16 protein-coding genes are annotated in these 18637 nt (G+C 69.3%); 12 read left to right on the top strand and 4 right to left on the bottom strand.

Annotated features, from left to right (window positions below):
* Positions 1 to 2: 2 nt before the first annotated feature.
* A complete protein-coding gene (locus ACX80H_RS01940; protein WP_459310741.1) occupies positions 3 to 770 on the top strand; it encodes a 16S rRNA (uracil(1498)-N(3))-methyltransferase in 768 nt (255 codons plus the stop codon).
* A 37-nt stretch (positions 771 to 807) separates the two neighbouring features.
* Here the strand turns inward: ACX80H_RS01940 and ACX80H_RS01935 are convergent, their stop codons facing one another.
* Positions 808 to 1803, bottom strand: a complete 996-nt coding sequence (locus ACX80H_RS01935; RefSeq protein WP_459310740.1) for a GerMN domain-containing protein — start codon at positions 1801 to 1803, stop codon at positions 808 to 810.
* A gap of 484 nt (positions 1804 to 2287) precedes the next feature.
* On the opposite strand from ACX80H_RS01935, the gene ACX80H_RS01930 reads away from it, so the two are divergent.
* The 5 genes from ACX80H_RS01930 to ACX80H_RS01910 all read left to right on the top strand — a co-directional run bounded on the left by ACX80H_RS01930 (position 2288) and on the right by ACX80H_RS01910 (position 7761).
* On the top strand, positions 2288 to 3307 hold the full coding sequence (locus tag ACX80H_RS01930) for a PhoH family protein (RefSeq protein WP_459310739.1): 1020 nt from the start codon (positions 2288 to 2290) through the stop codon (positions 3305 to 3307).
* Entirely contained in the window at positions 3304 to 3777 is a 474-nt protein-coding gene (gene ybeY, locus ACX80H_RS01925; protein WP_459310738.1) for an rRNA maturation RNase YbeY, read from the top strand. The genes ACX80H_RS01930 and ybeY overlap by 4 nt, the downstream gene beginning before the upstream one ends.
* A complete protein-coding gene (locus tag ACX80H_RS01920; protein WP_459310737.1) occupies positions 3774 to 5084 on the top strand; it encodes a hemolysin family protein in 1311 nt (436 codons plus the stop codon). The genes ybeY and ACX80H_RS01920 overlap by 4 nt, the downstream gene beginning before the upstream one ends.
* The gene (era, locus tag ACX80H_RS01915) at positions 5071 to 6000 is read left to right on the top strand and encodes a GTPase Era (protein WP_459310736.1); all 930 of its coding nucleotides are present in this window, start codon (positions 5071 to 5073) and stop codon (positions 5998 to 6000) included. Before ACX80H_RS01920 ends, era begins: the two co-directional genes overlap by 14 nt.
* Before the next feature lie 189 nt (positions 6001 to 6189).
* Positions 6190 to 7761 carry an LCP family protein gene (locus ACX80H_RS01910; RefSeq protein WP_459310735.1) on the top strand — a complete coding sequence of 524 codons (1572 nt, stop codon included), beginning with the start codon at positions 6190 to 6192 and terminating at the stop codon, positions 7759 to 7761.
* Between the two features lie 62 nt (positions 7762 to 7823).
* On the opposite strand, the gene ACX80H_RS01905 is transcribed toward ACX80H_RS01910, so the two are convergent.
* On the bottom strand, positions 7824 to 9779 hold the full coding sequence (locus tag ACX80H_RS01905; RefSeq protein WP_459310734.1) for a M13 family metallopeptidase: 1956 nt from the start codon (positions 9777 to 9779) through the stop codon (positions 7824 to 7826).
* 228 nt (positions 9780 to 10007) lie between these two features.
* Between ACX80H_RS01905 and leuA the strand changes: the two genes are divergently transcribed.
* The 3 genes from leuA (at position 10008) to ACX80H_RS01890 (ending at position 13372) form a co-directional block, all read left to right on the top strand.
* Positions 10008 to 11750: a 2-isopropylmalate synthase gene (leuA, locus tag ACX80H_RS01900; protein ID WP_459310733.1), complete on the top strand. Its 1743-nt coding sequence runs from the start codon at positions 10008 to 10010 to the stop codon at positions 11748 to 11750.
* A gap of 72 nt (positions 11751 to 11822) precedes the next feature.
* Positions 11823 to 12569 (top strand): DNA repair protein RecO, encoded by a 747-nt coding sequence (recO, locus tag ACX80H_RS01895; RefSeq protein WP_459310732.1) that lies wholly within the window; start codon positions 11823 to 11825, stop codon positions 12567 to 12569.
* On the top strand, positions 12566 to 13372 hold the full coding sequence (locus ACX80H_RS01890; RefSeq protein WP_087075721.1) for an isoprenyl transferase: 807 nt from the start codon (positions 12566 to 12568) through the stop codon (positions 13370 to 13372). The genes recO and ACX80H_RS01890 overlap by 4 nt, the downstream gene beginning before the upstream one ends.
* On the opposite strand, the gene ACX80H_RS01885 is transcribed toward ACX80H_RS01890, so the two are convergent.
* On the bottom strand, positions 13369 to 14448 hold the full coding sequence (locus tag ACX80H_RS01885) for an alpha/beta hydrolase (protein WP_459310731.1): 1080 nt from the start codon (positions 14446 to 14448) through the stop codon (positions 13369 to 13371). The two genes, ACX80H_RS01890 and ACX80H_RS01885, sit on opposite strands and share 4 nt — an antisense overlap.
* A gap of 139 nt (positions 14449 to 14587) precedes the next feature.
* Between ACX80H_RS01885 and ACX80H_RS01880 the strand changes: the two genes are divergently transcribed.
* Entirely contained in the window at positions 14588 to 15667 is a 1080-nt protein-coding gene (locus ACX80H_RS01880) for a quinone-dependent dihydroorotate dehydrogenase (RefSeq protein ID WP_459310730.1), read from the top strand.
* A 187-nt stretch (positions 15668 to 15854) separates the two neighbouring features.
* Here the strand turns inward: ACX80H_RS01880 and ACX80H_RS01875 are convergent, their stop codons facing one another.
* A complete protein-coding gene (locus ACX80H_RS01875) occupies positions 15855 to 16442 on the bottom strand; it encodes a DUF3043 domain-containing protein (protein ID WP_459310729.1) in 588 nt (195 codons plus the stop codon).
* 109 nt (positions 16443 to 16551) lie between these two features.
* On the opposite strand from ACX80H_RS01875, the gene ACX80H_RS01870 reads away from it, so the two are divergent.
* Together ACX80H_RS01870 and ACX80H_RS01865 are read left to right on the top strand one after the other, a co-directional pair.
* Positions 16552 to 17976, top strand: a complete 1425-nt coding sequence (locus ACX80H_RS01870) for a dipeptidase (RefSeq protein WP_459310728.1) — start codon at positions 16552 to 16554, stop codon at positions 17974 to 17976.
* A gap of 147 nt (positions 17977 to 18123) precedes the next feature.
* Complete coding sequence (locus tag ACX80H_RS01865; protein ID WP_301227521.1) at positions 18124 to 18504, top strand: HesB/IscA family protein; 381 nt, start codon at positions 18124 to 18126, stop codon at positions 18502 to 18504.
* The last annotated feature ends 133 nt before the right edge of the window (positions 18505 to 18637 follow it).

Raw genomic sequence — 18637 nt, 5'->3', positions numbered from 1 at the left:
CCATGACGCGTCCCCTGTTCTTCGGGCCGAGCGAGGCTGTCCGCGCTGCCGCGCCCGGCGACCTGTTCGTCCTCGACGGTGACGAGGGCCGGCACGCCGCGACCGTCCGGCGGCTCGGGGCGGGAGAGCGCATCGACGTGTCCGACGGCTCCGGCTACCGGATCGGCGGGGTGATCTCGGCCGTCGGGGCGGGAACCGTCGAGGTCGAGGTGGAGACCGCGGGCCAGGATCCCGCACCGCAGCACCGCCTCGTGCTCGTCCAGGCCCTCGCGAAGGGCGGTCGCGACGAGCAGGCCGTCGAGTCGGCCACCGAGCTCGGCGTCGACGCCGTGGTGCCGTGGCATGCCGAGCGCAGCATCGTCCGCTGGCGTGGCGACAAGGCCGAGAAGGGCCGGCAGAAATGGGTGTCCCTCGTGGGCGCGGCGTCGAAGCAGTCGCGCCGGTCGTTCGTTCCCGAGGTCCACGCCGTCCTGGACACCTCGGGGCTGGCCGCCTGGGCTTCGACCGTGGACCGGATGGTCGTCCTGCACGAGGACGCCGAGTCCTCCCTCGCCGACCAGGTCTCGGCGCTCCGCGCCGCGGGTGCGCTGGACGCGCCGTCGTCGACCGCCGTCGTTGTGGGTCCGGAGGGCGGCATCAGTGACGCCGAGCTCGGGAAGCTGCGAGCAGTGGGCGCCGGTGCGGCCCGTCTGGGACCGCATGTCCTGCGTTCGTCCTCCGCCGGCCCGGCTGCGCTCGTGCTGCTGAACCACCTTCTGGGGCGCTGGTAGCCGACGGCGGCATGGACCGCCGGGCCGGTCCCGGCGGTCACCGGACGACGACGGACTTCGAGTCCTGTGCCTGACCGTCCCCGGAGGGCACGGCCACCGTGATCTGGTAGGAGCCGGGCGGAAGGGTCACGGAGAAGGAATAGGCTCCCGGAGCACCGTCCTCGGGGGAGATCCGGACCGAGCCGTCGCGGAAGAGCGAGGTATCGCCGGTTCCGCCGCCCGCCGGCCCGCCCTCGCTCCGGTCTATCCGCCAGGCGAGCGTCCGCTCCGCTGCCGGCCCTACCCCGTGGATGGTCAGCCCGGAGCTGTCGGCTTCGACACCCTCCTGCGGATCGATGATCCAGACGGGAGCGAGTGTGGACGTGTCCCGTGTCCATTCCCCGCCGACGTCCACGGAGTCGAAGGCGCGGTAACCCGCCGCTCCGTCGACGAGCACGACGACGGAACTGGACTCGCCTCCGGCGATGAGGCCGGCGTTCGCGGCGGCCGCCGTGGCGGTGTAGACCAGTTGCTGCAGGGCGAGGCGTGCGTCGTCTTCTCCGAGGCTCTCCGAGAAGGCGTCAGAGGAGATGTCGAGGGTGATGACGTTCTTCGTGGAGATCGACGAGCTCACGCTCGATGCGGCACGCCACGGCGAGTGGTAGTCGGAGTCGAGGGGCTGCCCCGCGGTCATGAGCCGCACCGCGTCGGAGATCGGGTCGCCAGTGGATTCCGGAGCCACGAGGAATTCACGGAACAGCCGGTCGCTGCCCTCCACCTCGCCGAGCCAGTAGACCGGCAGGAGCGGCCGGACGGCGTCGGCGGGACCCGCCGCCGCGCCCTCGCTCTGGATGCGCGCCTCGGGCTCGCCCGACTCCCCGTCGGGGACCGCCGTCGGAAGCTGGACAGGAAGGGTCGTCGTCGGTGCGCTGCCCTGCAGCAGCCCCACCTCCGGAAGGAAGAACACACTGCTGGCCGCGAGCACCGTGCCCGACACCAGGAGCATCCCTCGGAGCCCGAGCCGGTTCTTCTTCAGGGGGTCGTGCTCGTGCATGCCGGCCCCCCTTCCGTCGGGCGCGCTGGTGCGCGGGTGGAATTGTTACGTGGAATCCTCCCGGTCGGCCCGACCCTCGACGTCTGCGCCGGAGGGATCGGCGCCCACTCGCGGGCGCGGACCTGCCGGACCTGTTTCAGCTTGGCACAGCACACGGAGCACACCAGTGCGAATACGCCTGGTCGGCGGGACTGAAACCTGATCGATACGAACTTGTTGCTGATTCGCGACGAAAGTCGAGTGCCGCTCGGTAAGACGGGGGCCGCCGGACGGCACGGGAATCAAGCCGCTTCCGCGCCTGTTGACAAAAGGGGGATGCCGTAACATTGGCATCTCCGCCGGTGCTGGTGTGCTCCGTCCCGGGGGCGGGATCGCCGCCGGACGGCAGCACAAACAACAGCACGAACAACAGCACGAACAACAGCACGGACAGCACAGTACGACTACTCAGACGAGGGGCGATCGAAGGCCGGACGGCCGAGCTATGAGCGAATCTTCAACAGGCATCAACGTGGCAGGGCTCGACACACGGACGTTCGTCTTCGACTCGACGGAGCAGATGGTCCAGGCGCTCGGTTCGAACGACGAGGCCCTGCATCTGATCGAAGACTCCTTCCCCGGCATCGGTCTGCAGGCCCGGGGCAATGAACTGACGATCACCGGTCCGTCAGCGGACGTGCTGCGTACCGAGCGACTCATCGGTGAGATCCAGACCATGGCCACGAACAATGCGACGGTCTCTCCCCATGTCCTCGAGCAGCTGGTCACGATGCTCAAGACGCAGAGCGCCGCCCGGCCGTCGGAGGTGCTGTCCGTAAGCATCCTGACCTCACGCGGCAAGACCATCCGCCCCAAGACGCTCAACCAGAGCACGTACGTCGAAGCGATCGACCGCAACACCATCGTGTTCGGTATCGGCCCGGCGGGTACCGGCAAGACCTACCTGGCCATGGCCAAGGCCGTCCAGGCGCTGCAGCAGAAGGAAGTCAACCGGATCATCCTCACGAGGCCCGCGGTCGAGGCGGGGGAGCGCCTGGGCTTCCTGCCCGGAACTCTCAACGACAAGATCGACCCGTACCTCCGCCCGCTGTACGACGCCCTGCACGACATGATGGACCCGGATTCCATCCCGCGCCTCATGGCGGCGGGAACGATCGAGGTAGCGCCCCTGGCGTACATGCGCGGACGGACCCTGAACGACGCGTTCATCATCCTCGACGAGGCCCAGAACACCACGCCGGAGCAGATGAAGATGTTCCTCACGCGCCTCGGCTTCGGTTCCAAGATGGTGGTGACCGGCGACGTCACGCAGGTGGACCTCCCCAACGGCACCAGCTCGGGACTGCGGATCGTCAGCGAGATCCTCCGGGATGTCGACGATGTGTACTTCAGCGAACTGGACGCCGCCGACGTCGTGCGGCACCGGCTCGTCGGCGACATCGTCAGCGCCTACAGCACCTGGGACGACGAGCAGCGCGCCAGCCGTCCGGGGGTGGCACGATGAGCGTCGAGGTCAACAACGAGTCCGGGTACGACGTCGACGAGCAGTCACTCGTCCGCCTCGCGAACTTCCTGTTCGAGGCACTGTTCCTCCACCCCGAGGCCGAGCTGTCGATCATCCTGGTGGATACGGCGGCGATGGAGAAGCTCCACGTCGAGTGGATGGACGAGCCCGGCCCGACCGACGTGCTCTCCTTCCCGATGGACGAACTGCGCCCGGGTACGCCCGGGCGCATCACGCCTGCCGGACTGCTCGGGGACATCGTGCTGTGCCCGGAGGTCGCGGCTTCCCAGGGTGCGGCCGCGGGGCACAGCACGAACGACGAGCTGCTGCTGCTGACCACCCACGGCGTCCTCCACCTCCTCGGTTACGACCACGCGGAACCCGAGGAGGAGAAGGAGATGTTCGGGCTGCAGCGGCAGCTCCTGTCGGACTTCCTCGGGGGCACCGCACCCCAGGAGACCAGCGCTTGACCATCTGGCTCCTCGGGCTCATGGCCCTGTTCTTCGCCCTCACCGCTGCCCTCGTGACCGCTGCCGAAGCGGCCTTCAGCTACCTCCCGCGACAGGAGGGCGAGGCCCTGGTCCAGGAGTCACGCACGTCGTCGCTCCGCCGCATCCTCGAAGCCCCCGTTGCCCACATGCATGCGCTGCGGTTCTGGCGCGTCTGGTTCGAGATGGCCGGGGCCGTCGCCGTCGCGATCCTCTTCCACGACCTGCTGGACAACGTCTGGCTCGCCGGGCTTCTGGCGACAGCCGTGATGGCGGCCGTCGGGTTCGTGATCGTGGGAGTCTCGCCCCGCCAGCTCGGGCGGCTGCATGCCCCTTCCGTCGTCCGCCTGACCGCCGGACTGGTGGCTTCCCTCTGCACCGTCCTCGGGCCCATCCCGCGCTGGCTCGTGCGGATCGGCAGCTCGATCACCCCGGGCGCCGCACGGGACGAGGCAGCGTTCTTCACGGAGGAGGAGTTCCGCGAGCTCCTCTCCCGTGCCTCGGACGCGGAGATGATCGAGGACAACGAGGCCGAACTCATCCACTCGGTGTTCGAACTCGGGGACACGAAGGTGCGCTCCGTGATGGTCCCCCGTACCGATATGGTCACCATCGAATCGGGCTCCACGCTGAACCAGGCGATGTCGCTCTTCCTGCGCTCGGGGTATTCGAGGATCCCCGTCATCGGGGAGAGCTCGGACGACATCAAGGGCCTGCTGTATCTGAAGGACGTCGTCGCGAGCCTGCACGGCCGCCCGGCGTCGAACCTCTCGCGGCCGGTGGACGGGGACTGCAGGCCGGCCCGGTACGTCCCGGAATCGAAGCCCGTGGGCGACCTGCTCCGGGAGCTGCAGCGTGAATCCACCCACGTGGCCATCGTCATCGACGAATACGGCGGAACGGCCGGGCTCGTCACCCTCGAGGACCTCATCGAGGAGATCGTGGGCGAGATCGTCGACGAGTACGACTCCGAGGTGCCTGAGCAGGAACAGCTCGACGACGGTGAATACCGCGTGAGCGCCCGGATGGGGATCGACGACCTGGGCGAGCTCTTCGGCCTCGACCTCGACGACGAGGAAGTCGACACGGTGGGCGGACTCCTGGCCAAGACCCTCGGAAGGGTGCCGATCGTGGGATCCGAGGTCACAATTGACGGTATAGGCCTGCGGGCCGAGCGCGTGGAGGGCCGACGCAACAGGGTCTCCCACGTCATCGCCTACCGCCTACCACCCGAGAACACCGAGCAGGACGAACGAGAGACGATAGAGGCTGACAATGAGCGACGCTAAGCACAGGGCCGGATTCGTCTCGCTCGTCGGACGGCCCAATGCCGGCAAGTCCACCCTGACGAACGCCCTGGTGGGGCAGAAGGTCGCCATCACCTCGGCCAAGCCACAGACGACCCGGCACACCATCCGCGGCATCGTCAACCGGCCGGACGCGCAGATCGTCCTCGTGGACACCCCGGGGCTGCACCGACCGCGCACCCTGCTGGGCCAGCGCCTCAACGACCTCGTGGCCGATACGCTCGCCGAGGTCGACGCCGTCGGATTCTGCCTGCCGGCCAACGAGAAGATCGGTCCCGGTGACCGGTTCATCGCCGAGCAGCTGGCGCGGCTCAACCGCAAGCCGCTGATCGCGGTGGTCACGAAGACCGACCTCGTCGACCGCCAGGCACTGACGGAGCAGCTCCTCGCGGTGTCGAAGCTCGGTACCGACGTGGCGGGTCCCGGCGGCTGGGCGGACATCGTGCCGGTGTCGGCCGCCGACGGCTTCCAGGTGGACACGGTCGCAGAGGTGTTCAGCAACCACATGCCGGAATCGCCGGTACTGTACCCGGGCGGCGAGCTGACGGACGAGCCGGAAGCCGTGATGGTCGCCGAGCTCGTCCGGGAGGCAGCCCTCGAGGGAGTCCGAGACGAGATGCCGCACTCGATCGCGGTCGTGGTCGAGGAGATGATCCCGCGCGAGGGACGCAGCGAGGACAATCCGATGCTCGACGTCCACGTGAACCTCTACGTCGAGCGGCCGTCCCAGAAGGCCATCATCATCGGCAAGGGCGGCTCCCGGCTCAGGGAGGTCGGCACCAACGCCCGCCGTGGGATCGAGGCCCTGCTGGGAACCCGGATCTACCTCGACCTGCACGTGAAGGTCGCCAAGGACTGGCAGCGCGACCCCAAGCAGCTGGTCAAGCTCGGCTTCTAGCCGGCACTACCTCCCGGCCCCGTTCGTTGGGACCCGGGAACGGGGCCCTGCGACACCCGCCGATCACCGTCGATGACCGCGCCCGAGGCACAGCGGAGATCCGGCCGCTGCATCCGGCGCCGCGGTGAGCGAGGGACAGAACAGCTCCGGCCTCCAGCCGGAACCGACCACATCCGAAGGAGCCCGGGCATGACCCGCCGCACGTCCCCCGAGGGCGCCGACCGCGCCAGTGATGCCCCTTCGGCAACTGTCCCCGACACCGCGACTGTCCCCGGCACGGCCGGAGGCAGCAGCAACGGGCCGGACAGTCCGCACCCTGCCGGGCGGCACCTGGGCAACGCACGCCGGAGGCTCAGGGTGGTGGCCATCGTCGTCGCGTCGGTCCTCGTGGCCGCCGTCGCGTTCGTCGCCGTCCAGGTCTTCCGCCTGCAGTCCAACGTGGCCACGATGCCGCTCAACCTCGGCGGGGAATCAGCCCTTCCGGTCGATTCCAGCACCGACCCGCTCCAGATCCTGATCCTCGGTACCGACACCCGGACCGGCAACGGCGGCGAATTCATCGGCGGCGAGGACCTCTCCTCGGGCGAGGGGAACTCGGACGTCATGATGCTGGTGACGCTCTCCGCGGATCGGGAGAACGTCACGGTCGTCTCGTTCCCCCGCGACCTCCTGGTGCCCCTGCCCAGCTGCACCAATCCCGACACGGGAGAGTCATCCGAGGAGATGGACCTCGGCCAGCTCAACGGGGCCCTCCAGGAGGGCGGTCCGGGCTGCACCGTCGCTGCGATCAACAACCTCACGGGCCTGTCCGTCGACCACTTCATGATGGCGGACTTCAACGCGGTCAAGGAACTGTCCTCCACGCTCGGCGGCGTGGAGGTCTGCGTCGAGGAGCCGGTGGACGACGAGTACTCGGGACTGCGGCTGCCCGCCGGCACCAGCGAGGTCGAGGGCGACCAGGCCCTGGCCTTCCTGCGGACGCGCCACAGCTTCGCCGACGGCGGCGACACCGGGCGTATCGCCGCCCAGCAGTCCTTCCTGGCGTCCATGGCCCGCAAGGTGAGGGCCGAGGGCACGCTGACGAACCTGCCCAAGCTCTACGCGATCGCCGACACGATCACCCGCAACCTGACCGTCGACGACGGACTGTCCAAGCCGACGGAACTGCTGAAGATCGCCGACCGCATGAAGAACGTCGATCTCGGCAACATCGCCTTCGTGACGGCGCCTACCGCGCCATGGGTCGAGGACCCCAACCGGCTGGTCCTCGACGAGGAGGGCGCCGCACCACTCTTCGAGGCGCTGCGCGAGGATCGTGGGCTTACCGAGGCCACTCCCGAAGCCTCGACCCCAGCGCCCAGTACCAGTTCGGCGCCGGCCACTGCCGAGGCGCCGGCCATCGATCCCGCGGCCGTTCCCGTCCTGGTCATCAACGCGACGACGAACGCCGACCGCGCGGTCGAGGTGCAGCAGCTCCTCGTGGACGCCGGGTACTCGCAGGCCACACCGTACGAATCGGTCCCGGCCGAGACGACGCAGATCCTGTTCGGAACCGGCTACGACGCGGCGGCCGCCGATCTCGCCGCCCGCTTCGGGGTTCCCGCGAGCCAGGTGCAGTTCAGCGGAACCGCTGTCGGAGTCGAGCTGCTCGTCGGCGCGGACCTAGCGAGCGGATCCCGGGTCGTCGTCCCGCCGCTCGGCAGCGACCTGCAGGGCCAGACGGCGGATCAGGTGACCTGCCAGACGTCGTCGGGGTTCTAGCGGGAATTCCGGCCGCACTGAGGCCCGCCGCACCCCGGACGAAGGGATGCGGCGGTGCCGGCCTACCAGATACGGACCCGCTCCTCGGGGGTGAGCCACAGGCCGTCCTGCCCGCTCACACCGAATGCCTCGTGGAACTCGTCCAGGTTCCGTACCACCTGGTTGCAGCGGAACTCGTTGGGTGAGTGCGGGTCGACGGTCAGGCGCCGCGTGGCTTCCTCGGGGCGGATCTTCTGCTGCCAGCAGGTGGCCCAGGACAGGAAGAACCGCTGGGTGCCGGTCAGCCCGTCCACCACGGGTGCCTCCACGCCTCCGAGGCTCAGGAGGTAGGCGCGGTAGCTGATGCCGAGTCCGCCGAGGTCCCCGATGTTCTCGCCCAGCGTCAGTTCCCCGTTCACCGTCCGGCCGGGGACCTCCGAGGGCTCGAGTGCGGCGTACTGCGCCACCAGCCGCCCGGTCAGGGCGTCGAACGCCGTCCTGTCGTCCTCGCTCCACCAGTTGTGCAGGCGGCCGGTGCCATCGAACTGGGAGCCCTTGTCGTCGAACCCGTGCCCGACCTCGTGCCCGATGACCGCGCCGATCGCCCCGTAGTTGACGGCGTCGTCGGCCTCGATGTCGAAGAACGGAGGCTGGAGGATGGCGGCAGGGAAGACGATCTCGTTCATCGTCGGCATGTAGTAGGCGTTGACCGTCTGCGGGGTCATCAGCCAGGCGCCGCGGTCGATCGGCTGCCCGAGCTTGTCCAGCTGCCTGCGGTGCTCGAACTCCGCTGCGCGAAGGGCGTTGCCGTACAGGTCGGACGGCAGGACCTCGAGCGGCCCGTAGTCGATCCACGTGTCGGGGTAGCCGATCTTCGTGGTGAACTGCGCGAGCTTCTCGAGCGCCCTGGCGCGGGTGCCGTCCGTCATCCAGGTGAGAGCGGTGATGCTCGACTCGTAGGCCGCGATGAGGTTGCCCACCAGCTCGAGCATCGCGGACTTGTGCGTGGCCGGGAAGTGCCGCTCGACGTAGCGCTGCCCGATGGCCTCACCCATCGCCCCCTCGACCAGGGCCACACCGCGCTTCCACCGGTCCTTCAGCCGCGGGGTCCCTGCGAGGTGCGTTCCGTAGAAGGCGAAGGCGGCGTCGACGAATCGCTCGTCGAGGTAGTCCGCGGCATGCAGCAGGACGCGGCTCACCAGCCACTCGCGCCAGGTCCCGAGATCCTCAGCAGCGAGCGCCGCGTCGAGTCCGCGGACGAAGTCGGGCTGGTTGACCACGAGCTCCGCCGACTGGTGCGGCTCGTCCGTCACGATCCGCAACCAGGGGACGAGGTGACCCGAGAGGCCGGCGACGTCGTCGTGCTGGACCAGGTTGTAGGTCTTCTGCGGGTCCCGCCGTTCCACGCTGCCCATGGACGACGCCGCGAGGCGCGTCTCGAGCTCGAACACACGGTCGGCCGCGCCGACGGGATCGTCCGTGGCGACGAGTCCGAAGAGTGCCGCGAGCAGGTCGCGGTACCTGTCCCTCGTCTCCGCGAAGCCCTCCTCCCGGTAGTACGACTCGTCCGGCAGCCCGAGGCCCGACTGGTACAGGTGGAGCAGGTACCGCTCGGGGTTGCCGGCGTCGTTGCTCACGTAGGGTGCGACCAGTCCCTGGACCCCCGACCGGGTGAGGCCCGCGCTGAGGTCCACGAGTTCCTCGATCGTCCTGATCGCGGCGATCCGCTCCAGCAGCGGCACGATCGGAGCGGCTCCCTCCGCCTCGATGCGATCGGTGTCCATGAAGTCCGCGTAGAGGATGCCCAGCTTCGCTCCGATGGCGTCCGCCGATCCCTCGCCCGTCCGGGCAGCCTCCTCGATGATGGTGCGGACCGCGAGTTCCGACGCGTCACGCAACGCGGTGAAGGAGCCCGTCAGCGGACGGTCGTCGGGGATGGCCGTCTCCCTCAGCCACACGCCGTTGGCGTGCCGGAAGAGGTCGTCCTGGGGCCGGACCGTCCTGTCGAGACGGTCCGGATCGAGTGTGCTGATCGTCATTGTCGCTTCCCGTTTCCTCGTGTTGCGGGGGAGGGTGGCGCTCGTCCGAACGCCCCGCCAGCCATCCTATGCGCCGTGCTAAGGTGGCACTGTGCGCGCGCAGCTGACTCTTCTTCGGTGCCGCGGCGAGGCCATTTAGGACATTCGAGCTACTGGCCAATCCTCGCCGCGGAGTCTGCGTTGCCCGGCCGCCAGCACCTCCAGTTCCGACAGACAAGGCCGATTCCCATGCGAAACGCACAGAAGACCTCCGGTATGCCGTTCGGCAAGTACCGACCCTTCCAGGAGCAGATCTCCGTCGAGCTGCCCGACCGCACGTGGCCGGACAAGGTCATCACCAAGGCGCCCCGCTGGTGCGCCGTCGACCTGCGTGACGGCAACCAAGCCCTGATCGACCCGATGAATCCCGAGCGCAAGCACAAGATGTTCGACCTGCTCGTGCAGATGGGCTACAAGGAGATCGAGGTCGGGTTCCCCTCGGCGTCCCAGACCGACTTCGACTTCGTCCGCCAGCTCATCGAGGGCGACCGCATCCCCGACGACGTCACCATCCAGGTGCTGACCCAGTCCCGTGAGCACCTGATCGAGCGCACCTACGCGTCCCTCGAGGGCGCCGACCGCGCCATCGTCCACCTCTACAACTCGACGTCGGTCCTGCAGCGGCGCGTCGTGTTCAACCAGGACCAGGACGGCATCATCGACATCGCCCTCCAGGGGGCACGCCTCTGCCGCAAGTTCGAGGAGAACATGGGCGATACGGCGATCACCTACGAGTACTCGCCGGAATCCTTCACCGGGACCGAACTCGAGTTCGCAGCCCGGATCAGCAACGAGGTCTCCTCCGTGTTCGAGGCCTCCGCGGACCGCCAGATGATCCTGAACCTGCCGGCCACCGTGGAGATGGCCACCCCCAACGTCTACGCCGATTCCATCGAATGGATGACCCGGAACCTCGCGGACCGGGACAGCATCATCCTGTCCCTGCACCCGCACAACGACCGCGGGACCGGCGTCGCAGCCGCCGAACTCGGTTACCTCGCCGGCGCGGACCGCATCGAGGGCTGCCTCTTCGGCAACGGGGAGCGCACCGGCAACGTGGACCTGGTGACGCTGGGGATGAACCTCTTCAGCCAGGGCATCGACCCGGAGATCGACTTCTCCGACATGGACTCCATCCGCCGCACGGCCGAGTACTGCAACCAGCTCAGCGTTCCCGAACGCTCGCCCTATGGCGGCGACCTCGTGTTCACGGCCTTCTCTGGTTCGCACCAGGACGCCATCAAGAAGGGCTTCGAGAGCATGGAGCGCGACGCCGCCGCAGCCGGCGTCGGGGTCGACGACCTGCCCTGGGCCGTCCCGTACCTGCCGATCGATCCGAAGGACATCGGGCGCTCCTACGAAGCGGTCATCCGGGTCAACTCGCAGTCGGGCAAGGGCGGCGTCGCCTACCTGCTCAAGAACGAGCACAGCCTGGACCTGCCGCGCCGGGCGCAGATCGAGTTCTCCGGCGTCATCCAGCGCCGGACCGAGACCCAGGGCGGCGAGGTCAGCGGTGCGCAGCTGTGGTCGGTCTTCCAGGACGAGTACCTGCCGACCCGTGCGGAAGGCGGCTCGGAGGCCTGGGGCCACTACGAGCTGACCTCGGTCAACACCGACACCGCGGAGGACGGCTCGTTCAAGCTCGTCGCGACGCTTCTGGTGGACGGGGTGCAGCAGCGCAGGAGTGCCCAGGGCAACGGCCCGATCGATGCACTCCTGGCCATCCTCAGCTCCGACGGCGTCGACGTCCGCGTCCTGGACTACACCGAGCATGCCCTGTCCTCCGGCGGCAACGCCCGCGCTGCCGCGTACGTCGAGTGCGCCGTCGGCGAGCGGGTGCTGTGGGGTGTCGGGATCGACGCCAACACGACGATGGCGGCGCTGAAGGCAGTCATCTCCGCAGTCAACCGCGCCATCCGCGACGCCGCCTGATTCCGGCACTTTCCGCCCGCCGCCCCCGCGCCTCCCGAGCTCCGCGGGGGTGGCAGGTGGGAGAATGGTTCCGTGCCTTCATCGACAGCCTTCCGCACCTACCGCACCGAAGGTGTCGTCCTGCGGACCTACAAGCTCGGCGAGGCGGACCGCATCATCGTGCTCCTGACGCGTGAGCACGGCCAGGTCCGTGCGGTGGCCAAGGGCGTGCGCAGGACCAGCAGCAAGTTCGGATCGCGCCTGGAGCCCTTCATGTCCGTCGATCTCCTGCTCGCGCACGGCCGGAACCTCGACGTCGTCACCCAGGCCCAGACGAAGGGCGCCTACGGGCACGGCATCGCCTCCGACTACGGCCGGTACACTGCGGCGACGGCCATCGCCGAGACCGCCGAACGTCTGACGGACATCGGCGAGGGCGGGGGAGCGCAGTACGCGCTCGTCGCCGGCGCGTTCTCCGCGCTCAGCCGCAACCTGCATCCGTCCGAGCTCATCCTCGACTCCTACCTGCTGCGCGCACTGGCGACGGCGGGCTGGGCCCCCAGCTTCACGGACTGCGCCCGGTGCGGCGCTCCCGGCCCGCACTCCGCCTTCTCCGCGCCGCTCGGCGGGGCCGTCTGCCCGACCTGCCGCCCGCCGGGCGCCGCGTCGCCGTCAGCCGCCACCATGGAACTGCTCGGAGCCCTCCTGACGGGCGATTGGGCGATCGCGGACGCGTCGGACAACGGCGCCCGCCGCGAAGCCGCCGGACTCGTGGCGGCCTTCCTGCAATGGCACCTCGAACGCGGGGTCGCCTCCCTCAAACATGTGGAGCGTGTATGAAGAACCCGGCACATCGGCCCGTGGCGCCATGGCCCCACCCGAGCGGTGAGCAGGCGCCGTCGATCCCGCGCCAGTTCGTGCCGGCGCACGTGGCGATCGTCATGGACGGCAACGGCCGCTGGGCGAACGAGCGGGGCCTGCCGCGCACGGAGGGGCACAAGGCCGGGGAGGCAGCGCTGCTCGACGTCATGGCGGGCGCGATCGAGATCGGCGTCCGGCATGTGTCCGTGTACGCGTTCAGCACCGAGAACTGGAAGCGGTCCCCGGAGGAGGTGCGCTTCCTCATGGGCTTCAACAAGGAGGTGCTGAGGCGCCGGCGGGACCAGCTCGACGAGTGGGGCGTCCGCATCCGCTGGTCCGGGCGCCGGCCGAAGCTCTGGCAGTCGGTGATCCGTGAACTGGAGGACGCCGAGCAGCACACGGCGCACAATACGACGTGCACGCTCACGATGTGCGTGAACTATGGCGGTCGCGCCGAGATCGCCGACGCCGCCAGGGCCATCGCCGAGGACGTCGCGGCCGGCACCCTGAAGGCCTCGTCGGTCAGCGAGAAGACCATCCAGCGGTACCTGGACGAACCCGACCTGCCGGACGTCGACCTGTTCCTCCGCACGTCCGGCGAGCAGCGACTGTCGAACTTCATGCTCTGGCAGTCGGCCTACGCGGAGATGGTGTTCATGAACACGCTGTGGCCCGACGTCGACCGACGGACGCTGTGGCGCGCGGTCGAGGAGTACGCCTCGCGCGACCGCCGCTACGGGGGAGCGGTGGACAAGGCTGCTGCGGGTCGCGCGTCCTCCTAGCGGCGGAAGCTCTCCGGGTGGGCGTCCTCCCGGCACGGCCTGCGCGTGGGTACGTAGACGTCCAGCCACCAGGCGGCTATCCCGACTGCCTGCGTCCTCACCTCGCGGCGTGAGAGGAATACGTCGTGCAGCGCTCCCGGAAGCCGACGGATAGTCACGTTGGGACCGAGCTCGGCAGCGCGGCGCACCATCGGGGTGACATCGAGGACGCTGTCCGTCTCCAGCATCGCGCTGTTCCAGGTGGTGCTGATCGTGGACGCCCTCGAACAGAGGACGAGCACCGGGACGTCGATCGACACCCCGCGGGCGAGGGCCGCATGCCCGGCCAGGACGGCTGCCAGCCAGCCGGCCCGGATGGGGAAGCCTGCCTCGGGACGCCACGCGGGGTCGATGCTCCACTCGCCGTCGCGGGTGTCGCTGATGCTGCGGAAGTAGAAGCCGAGTTCGGGAAGCCTCAACCGGGTCTTCGGCCGGCGCCGTGACACCGCCAGGATGCCCTGAGCCGCGGTGCGCAACTGGGCACTGCCCTGGGTGTCGAGCCATGGACTGTTGAGGACGAGTGCCGCGATCCGGCCCGAATTGCGGGCGGCCCAGAGCGCCGCGGTCAGCCCCCCGGTGGAGTGCGCCATGAGTACCAGGTCGACGGACGAGGCTGCGGAAGACTCCGTGGGCGAATCCGGTGCGGAGCCGCCGCGGCGGGCGGCGATGCGGTCCTTCAGCGCCGCGATCGCCGCCTCGAGGTCGGCGTCGTAGTCGTCGAGGGACGTGGCGAATCCGGGGGTCTGACCCGGCAGGAGGCTCCGGCCGTACTTGTGGAGGTCCAGGGCGAAGAACGCCCAGCCGTGGGCGTGCAGCGTCCGGGCGAGCTCCGCATGGAAGAAGTAGTCGCTGAAGCCGTGGACGTAGAGCACCGCCCGCGCCGGTCCGCCCTGCTGCGGGTCGTCCCCGGCAGGCCCGTCGTCGGGCTCGTACGCGACGAGGGTGGCGACGCGCGGCCCCTCGTCGTCGGGCTCCAGCGGGAGCGTCAGCGCACGGAAGGATTCGCCGAGGATGTCCTCCGACCAGAGCTCGTCCATACGATGACCCTACCGCCGACCCTGCCCGCCCTCGCCCGCCCTGCCCGCCCTGCTGGCCGCGCCGCCGACCCGGAGCCCGGCGGTGGCACGAGCCTGTCCTGAGTTGGTGCCCGCCCCGTCCGCGTGGAATTCTGGAGGCATGCGCTTCTACCCGACCTTCTTCCGGATCGTGTTCTCCGGGATGGACGCCGAACGGGCCCACCGGATCGGGTTCGCCCTGATCCGGGCCGCGGACCTTCCACCGGTGGGGTGGGCCCTGCGGCGTTTCTGCGCGCCCGACCCCCGCCTCGCCACCACCGCTTTCGGAGTGGACTTCCCGTCGCCGTTCGGCCTCGCTGCAGGCTTCGACAAGGCGGGCAAGGGCGTGCTTCCGCTCACCACGCTCGGCTTCGGGCACGTGGAGATCGGGACGATCACCGGCCAGGCCCAGCCCGGCAATCCGGCGCCCCGGCTCTTCCGGCTCGTCGAGGACAGGGCGGTCATCAACAGGATGGGCTTCAACAACGACGGGGCGGCCGCCGTCGCCCCGCGCCTGCGCTCGGCCCGGCAGCGACTGGCCCGGCGCTATGGTGCACGTTCCCGTCCGATCGTCGGGGTCAACATCGGGAAGACCAAGAAAGTGGACCTCGCCGACGCGGTCGCCGACTACCTCGTGAGCGCCGAGCAGCTGGCGCCCGTGGCGGACTATCTCGTCGTCAACGTCTCCTCACCGAACACTCCGGGCCTGCGGCTGCTGCAGACCGTCGAGTCGCTGCGGCCCCTGCTCGAAGCGGTCCGCCGCACGGCCGACGAGGCGGCGGGGCGCCACGTGCCGCTCCTCGTCAAGATCGCCCCCGACCTGATGGACTCCGACATCGACGACGTCGGCGCCCTCGCCCTCGATCTGGGGCTGGACGGCATCGTGGCGACGAACACCACCATCACCCGTGAGAACCTCGTCACCGATCCCGCCACCGTGATGGCCAAGGGCGTGGGCGGGCTGAGCGGTGCTCCGCTCAAGGCGCGGTCCCTCGAGGTCCTCAAGCGCCTTCGTGCCGCCGTGGGGGATCAGCTCGCCATCATCGCCGTCGGCGGCGTCGAAACCCCCGAGGACGTCGTCGAGCGGCTGGAAGCCGGGGCCACCCTCGTCCAGGGGTACACCGCGTTCCTCTACGAGGGTCCCTTCTGGGCGCACCGGATCAACCGCGGCCTGCTGCGGTCGGGACGCACAGCGGCCTGACCGGACGGGAACCCCGGGCCGGCGCGCGCCGGGGCTGTCAGAGCCGCGCGCCGGGGCTGTCAGACAGAAGAAGCCGGGCCCTCGGGCCCGGCTTCCTTCGGTTCCTGCAACCGCAGCGACTCGAACCGCGGTTCCTGCAATCGCCCGGCATGCGGGCGGAGCCAGGATGTGCAGGTCGGCAGATGCGTCAGGAGGGGTACTGGCCCCGGCTGACCTGCGGCTTCGGGAGGCGCAGGCGGCGGAACTGCAGCGCACGCGTCACCCCGTACCAGAGGTCACCCTGGTTGGGGGAGCCGAACTTCTCGGTCAGCTTCTTCTTCAGCTTCCGGCGCAGCAGGACGCAGTCGACGATCACAGCGACGATGAGCACCCAGAAGGCCATCAGGACTGTGCTCTGCACCGCGACGGACTGGAAGAAGCTCAGGACGACGAACACCAGGGCGGCGATCATGAGGAACTCGCCGATGTTGATGCGGGCGTCGACGAACTGGCGGATGTAGCGACGGTTCGGGCCCTTGTCCCGCAGCGGCAGGTAGCGCTCGTCGTCGGTGTCGAGGGCCTGGCGCATCTTCGCGCGTTCGTCGCGCACGTTCGAGCGGCTCTGGTCCCGGGCGGCCTTGCGGTCGGTGGGAACGAGGGGCCGCTTGCGCGCGGCCTCCTGCACGCTGCGCTTGGGCGTCGGTGCGCCCTTGCCCTGGGCGCGCAGCGCTTCGTGGGTGCGTGAAGCGCTGTCGACGGCTTCCTGGGCAGGCGGGGTTTCTTTTCGTCCGAACACCCCTTCAGGATACCGGCTCGGTGTGCTGCGGACGCCCCCTCGGGCGCGCGGGCCTCGACGCCGGTCCGCGCATCCCCGCCGGACCAGACCCCGTGTGTAGGGTTCTGGCATGACTTCCACGAATACCTCCACCGAGCCGTCGCACGACCGGTCGCACGTCGTCGAGCAGTTGCGGGCGAGCGTCGACGCGGCGTTCCCCCGCATCGTCGAGCAGCTCTCGGGCCTCGTCGCCATCCAGGGCATCGCCTGGGAAGCGTTCGACGCAGCCGAGCTGGACCGCAGCGCCGACGCCGTTGCCGCCCTCATCCGGGGCGTCGGCTTCGACGACGTCCGCGTCCTGCGCGTGGACAACGACGGGACTCCCGGCGGGCCGGCCGTCGTCGCCCGCCGCGTCGCGGCCGAGGGCAAGCCGACCGTCCTCCTCTACGCCCACCACGATGTGCAGCCGCCCGGAGATCCGGCGCTCTGGGAGTCGGAGCCCTTCGTCGCCACGGAGCGCGACGGCAGGCTCTACGGTCGCGGAGCGGCCGACGACAAGGCAGGCATCATGGCGCACGTCGGCGCCTTCGGAGCCCTCACCGAGGTACTCGGCGACTCCTTCGGGGTCGGGGTGACGCTCTTCATCGAGGGGGAGGAGGAGGCCGGCTCGCCGACCTTCCGCACGTTCCTCGAGACGTACCGCGACGACCTCGAGGCCGACGTGATCGTCGTCGCCGACTCCAGCAACTGGAACGTGGGGGTGCCGGCACTGACCACGAGCCTGCGCGGGCTGGTGGACGGCACCATCGAGGTGCAGGTCCTCGACCACGCCGTGCACTCCGGCATGTTCGGCGGACCGGTCCTCGACGCGCCGACCCTCCTCGCGCGGCTCATCGCGACACTGCACGACGACGCCGGAGACGTCGCCATCGCGGGCCTGCGGGGCGGCGACCTCGCGTCCGTCGAGTACGACGAGCGGGACTACCGTTCGGACGCCTCGGTGCTCGACGGCGTCGAGCTCGCCGGGACGGGTTCGATCGCCTCCCGCCTGTGGCACAAGCCGGCCCTGTCCATCATCGGTATGGACATCCCGAGCGTTGCCCTGTCCTCCAACACGCTGCTGCCGCGGGCGCGCGCCAAGTTCAGCCTCCGGCTCGCCCCCGGCGAGGATCCGCAGGCCGCCATGGACGCCGTGCGGGCCCACGTCGAGTCCCACGCCCCCTTCGGGGCCAGGGTCACGTTCACGCCGGGGGAGAGTGGCAGCCCCTTCCAGGCGGACACCTCCGAGCCGGCGTCGCGCCTGGCGCTGGAGGCACTCGAGGAGGCCTGGGGCGTGCAGCCCGTCGAGGCCGGCATGGGCGGCTCCATCCCCTTCATCGCCGACCTGACCGAACTCTTCCCTTCGGCGCAGATCCTGATCACGGGCGTCGAGGACCCGGATTCGCGGGCCCACAGCGCCAACGAGTCGCTGCACCTGGGCGAGTTCCGGAAGGCCGTCCTCGCCGAGGCGATCCTGCTTGCCCGGCTCGACGACGGAGGACTCGCCGGCGCGTGATCGCCCTGCACGGGAGGGCGGAAATGTTTCCGCCCTCCCGTCCGTTATGTCTGGAGCCTGCACGGCTACCATTGGATGAAGCCGTGTGCGCTCCACCGCGGACGGCACTGAGAGCGGACACCATGGGTCCGAGCTAGGAGAAACACTATGAGCACATCGACCACCGAAACAGGGTCCCTCCAGGAGTCCTCGGAACTTCCCGTGCACGAGGTCAACCTGTCCGATGTCGCAGCCGGCAAGGTGCGCAGCCTCCTCGAGCAGGAAGGACGCACCGACCTCCGTCTGCGCGTCGCGGTCCAGCCTGGTGGCTGCTCCGGGTTGATCTACCAGCTGTACTTCGACGAGCGCGTCCTCGACGGCGATGCGGTTCGTGACTTCGACGGAGTCGAGGTCATCGTGGACAAGATGAGCGTCCCGTACCTGTCCGGTGCATCCATCGACTTCGAGGACACCATCTCGAAGCAGGGATTCACCATCGACAACCCGAACGCCGGCGGATCCTGCGCCTGTGGGGACTCCTTCCACTAACACGTCGCAGGGGCCCGGAACACCACCGACGAGGTGTGTTCCGGGCCTTTTGCATGTCACCAGATCGCCGGCCTTACAGGTAAGCTCTACAGTGAGTAGTAAAACTGGATGTGCTCCCCGGGCAGCTTCATGG

It is taken from the genome of Arthrobacter pasteuri, from assembly GCF_054510955.1.
Note: the sequence above shows the minus strand (reverse complement) of the source record. Positions and strands in the feature narration are given on the sequence as shown.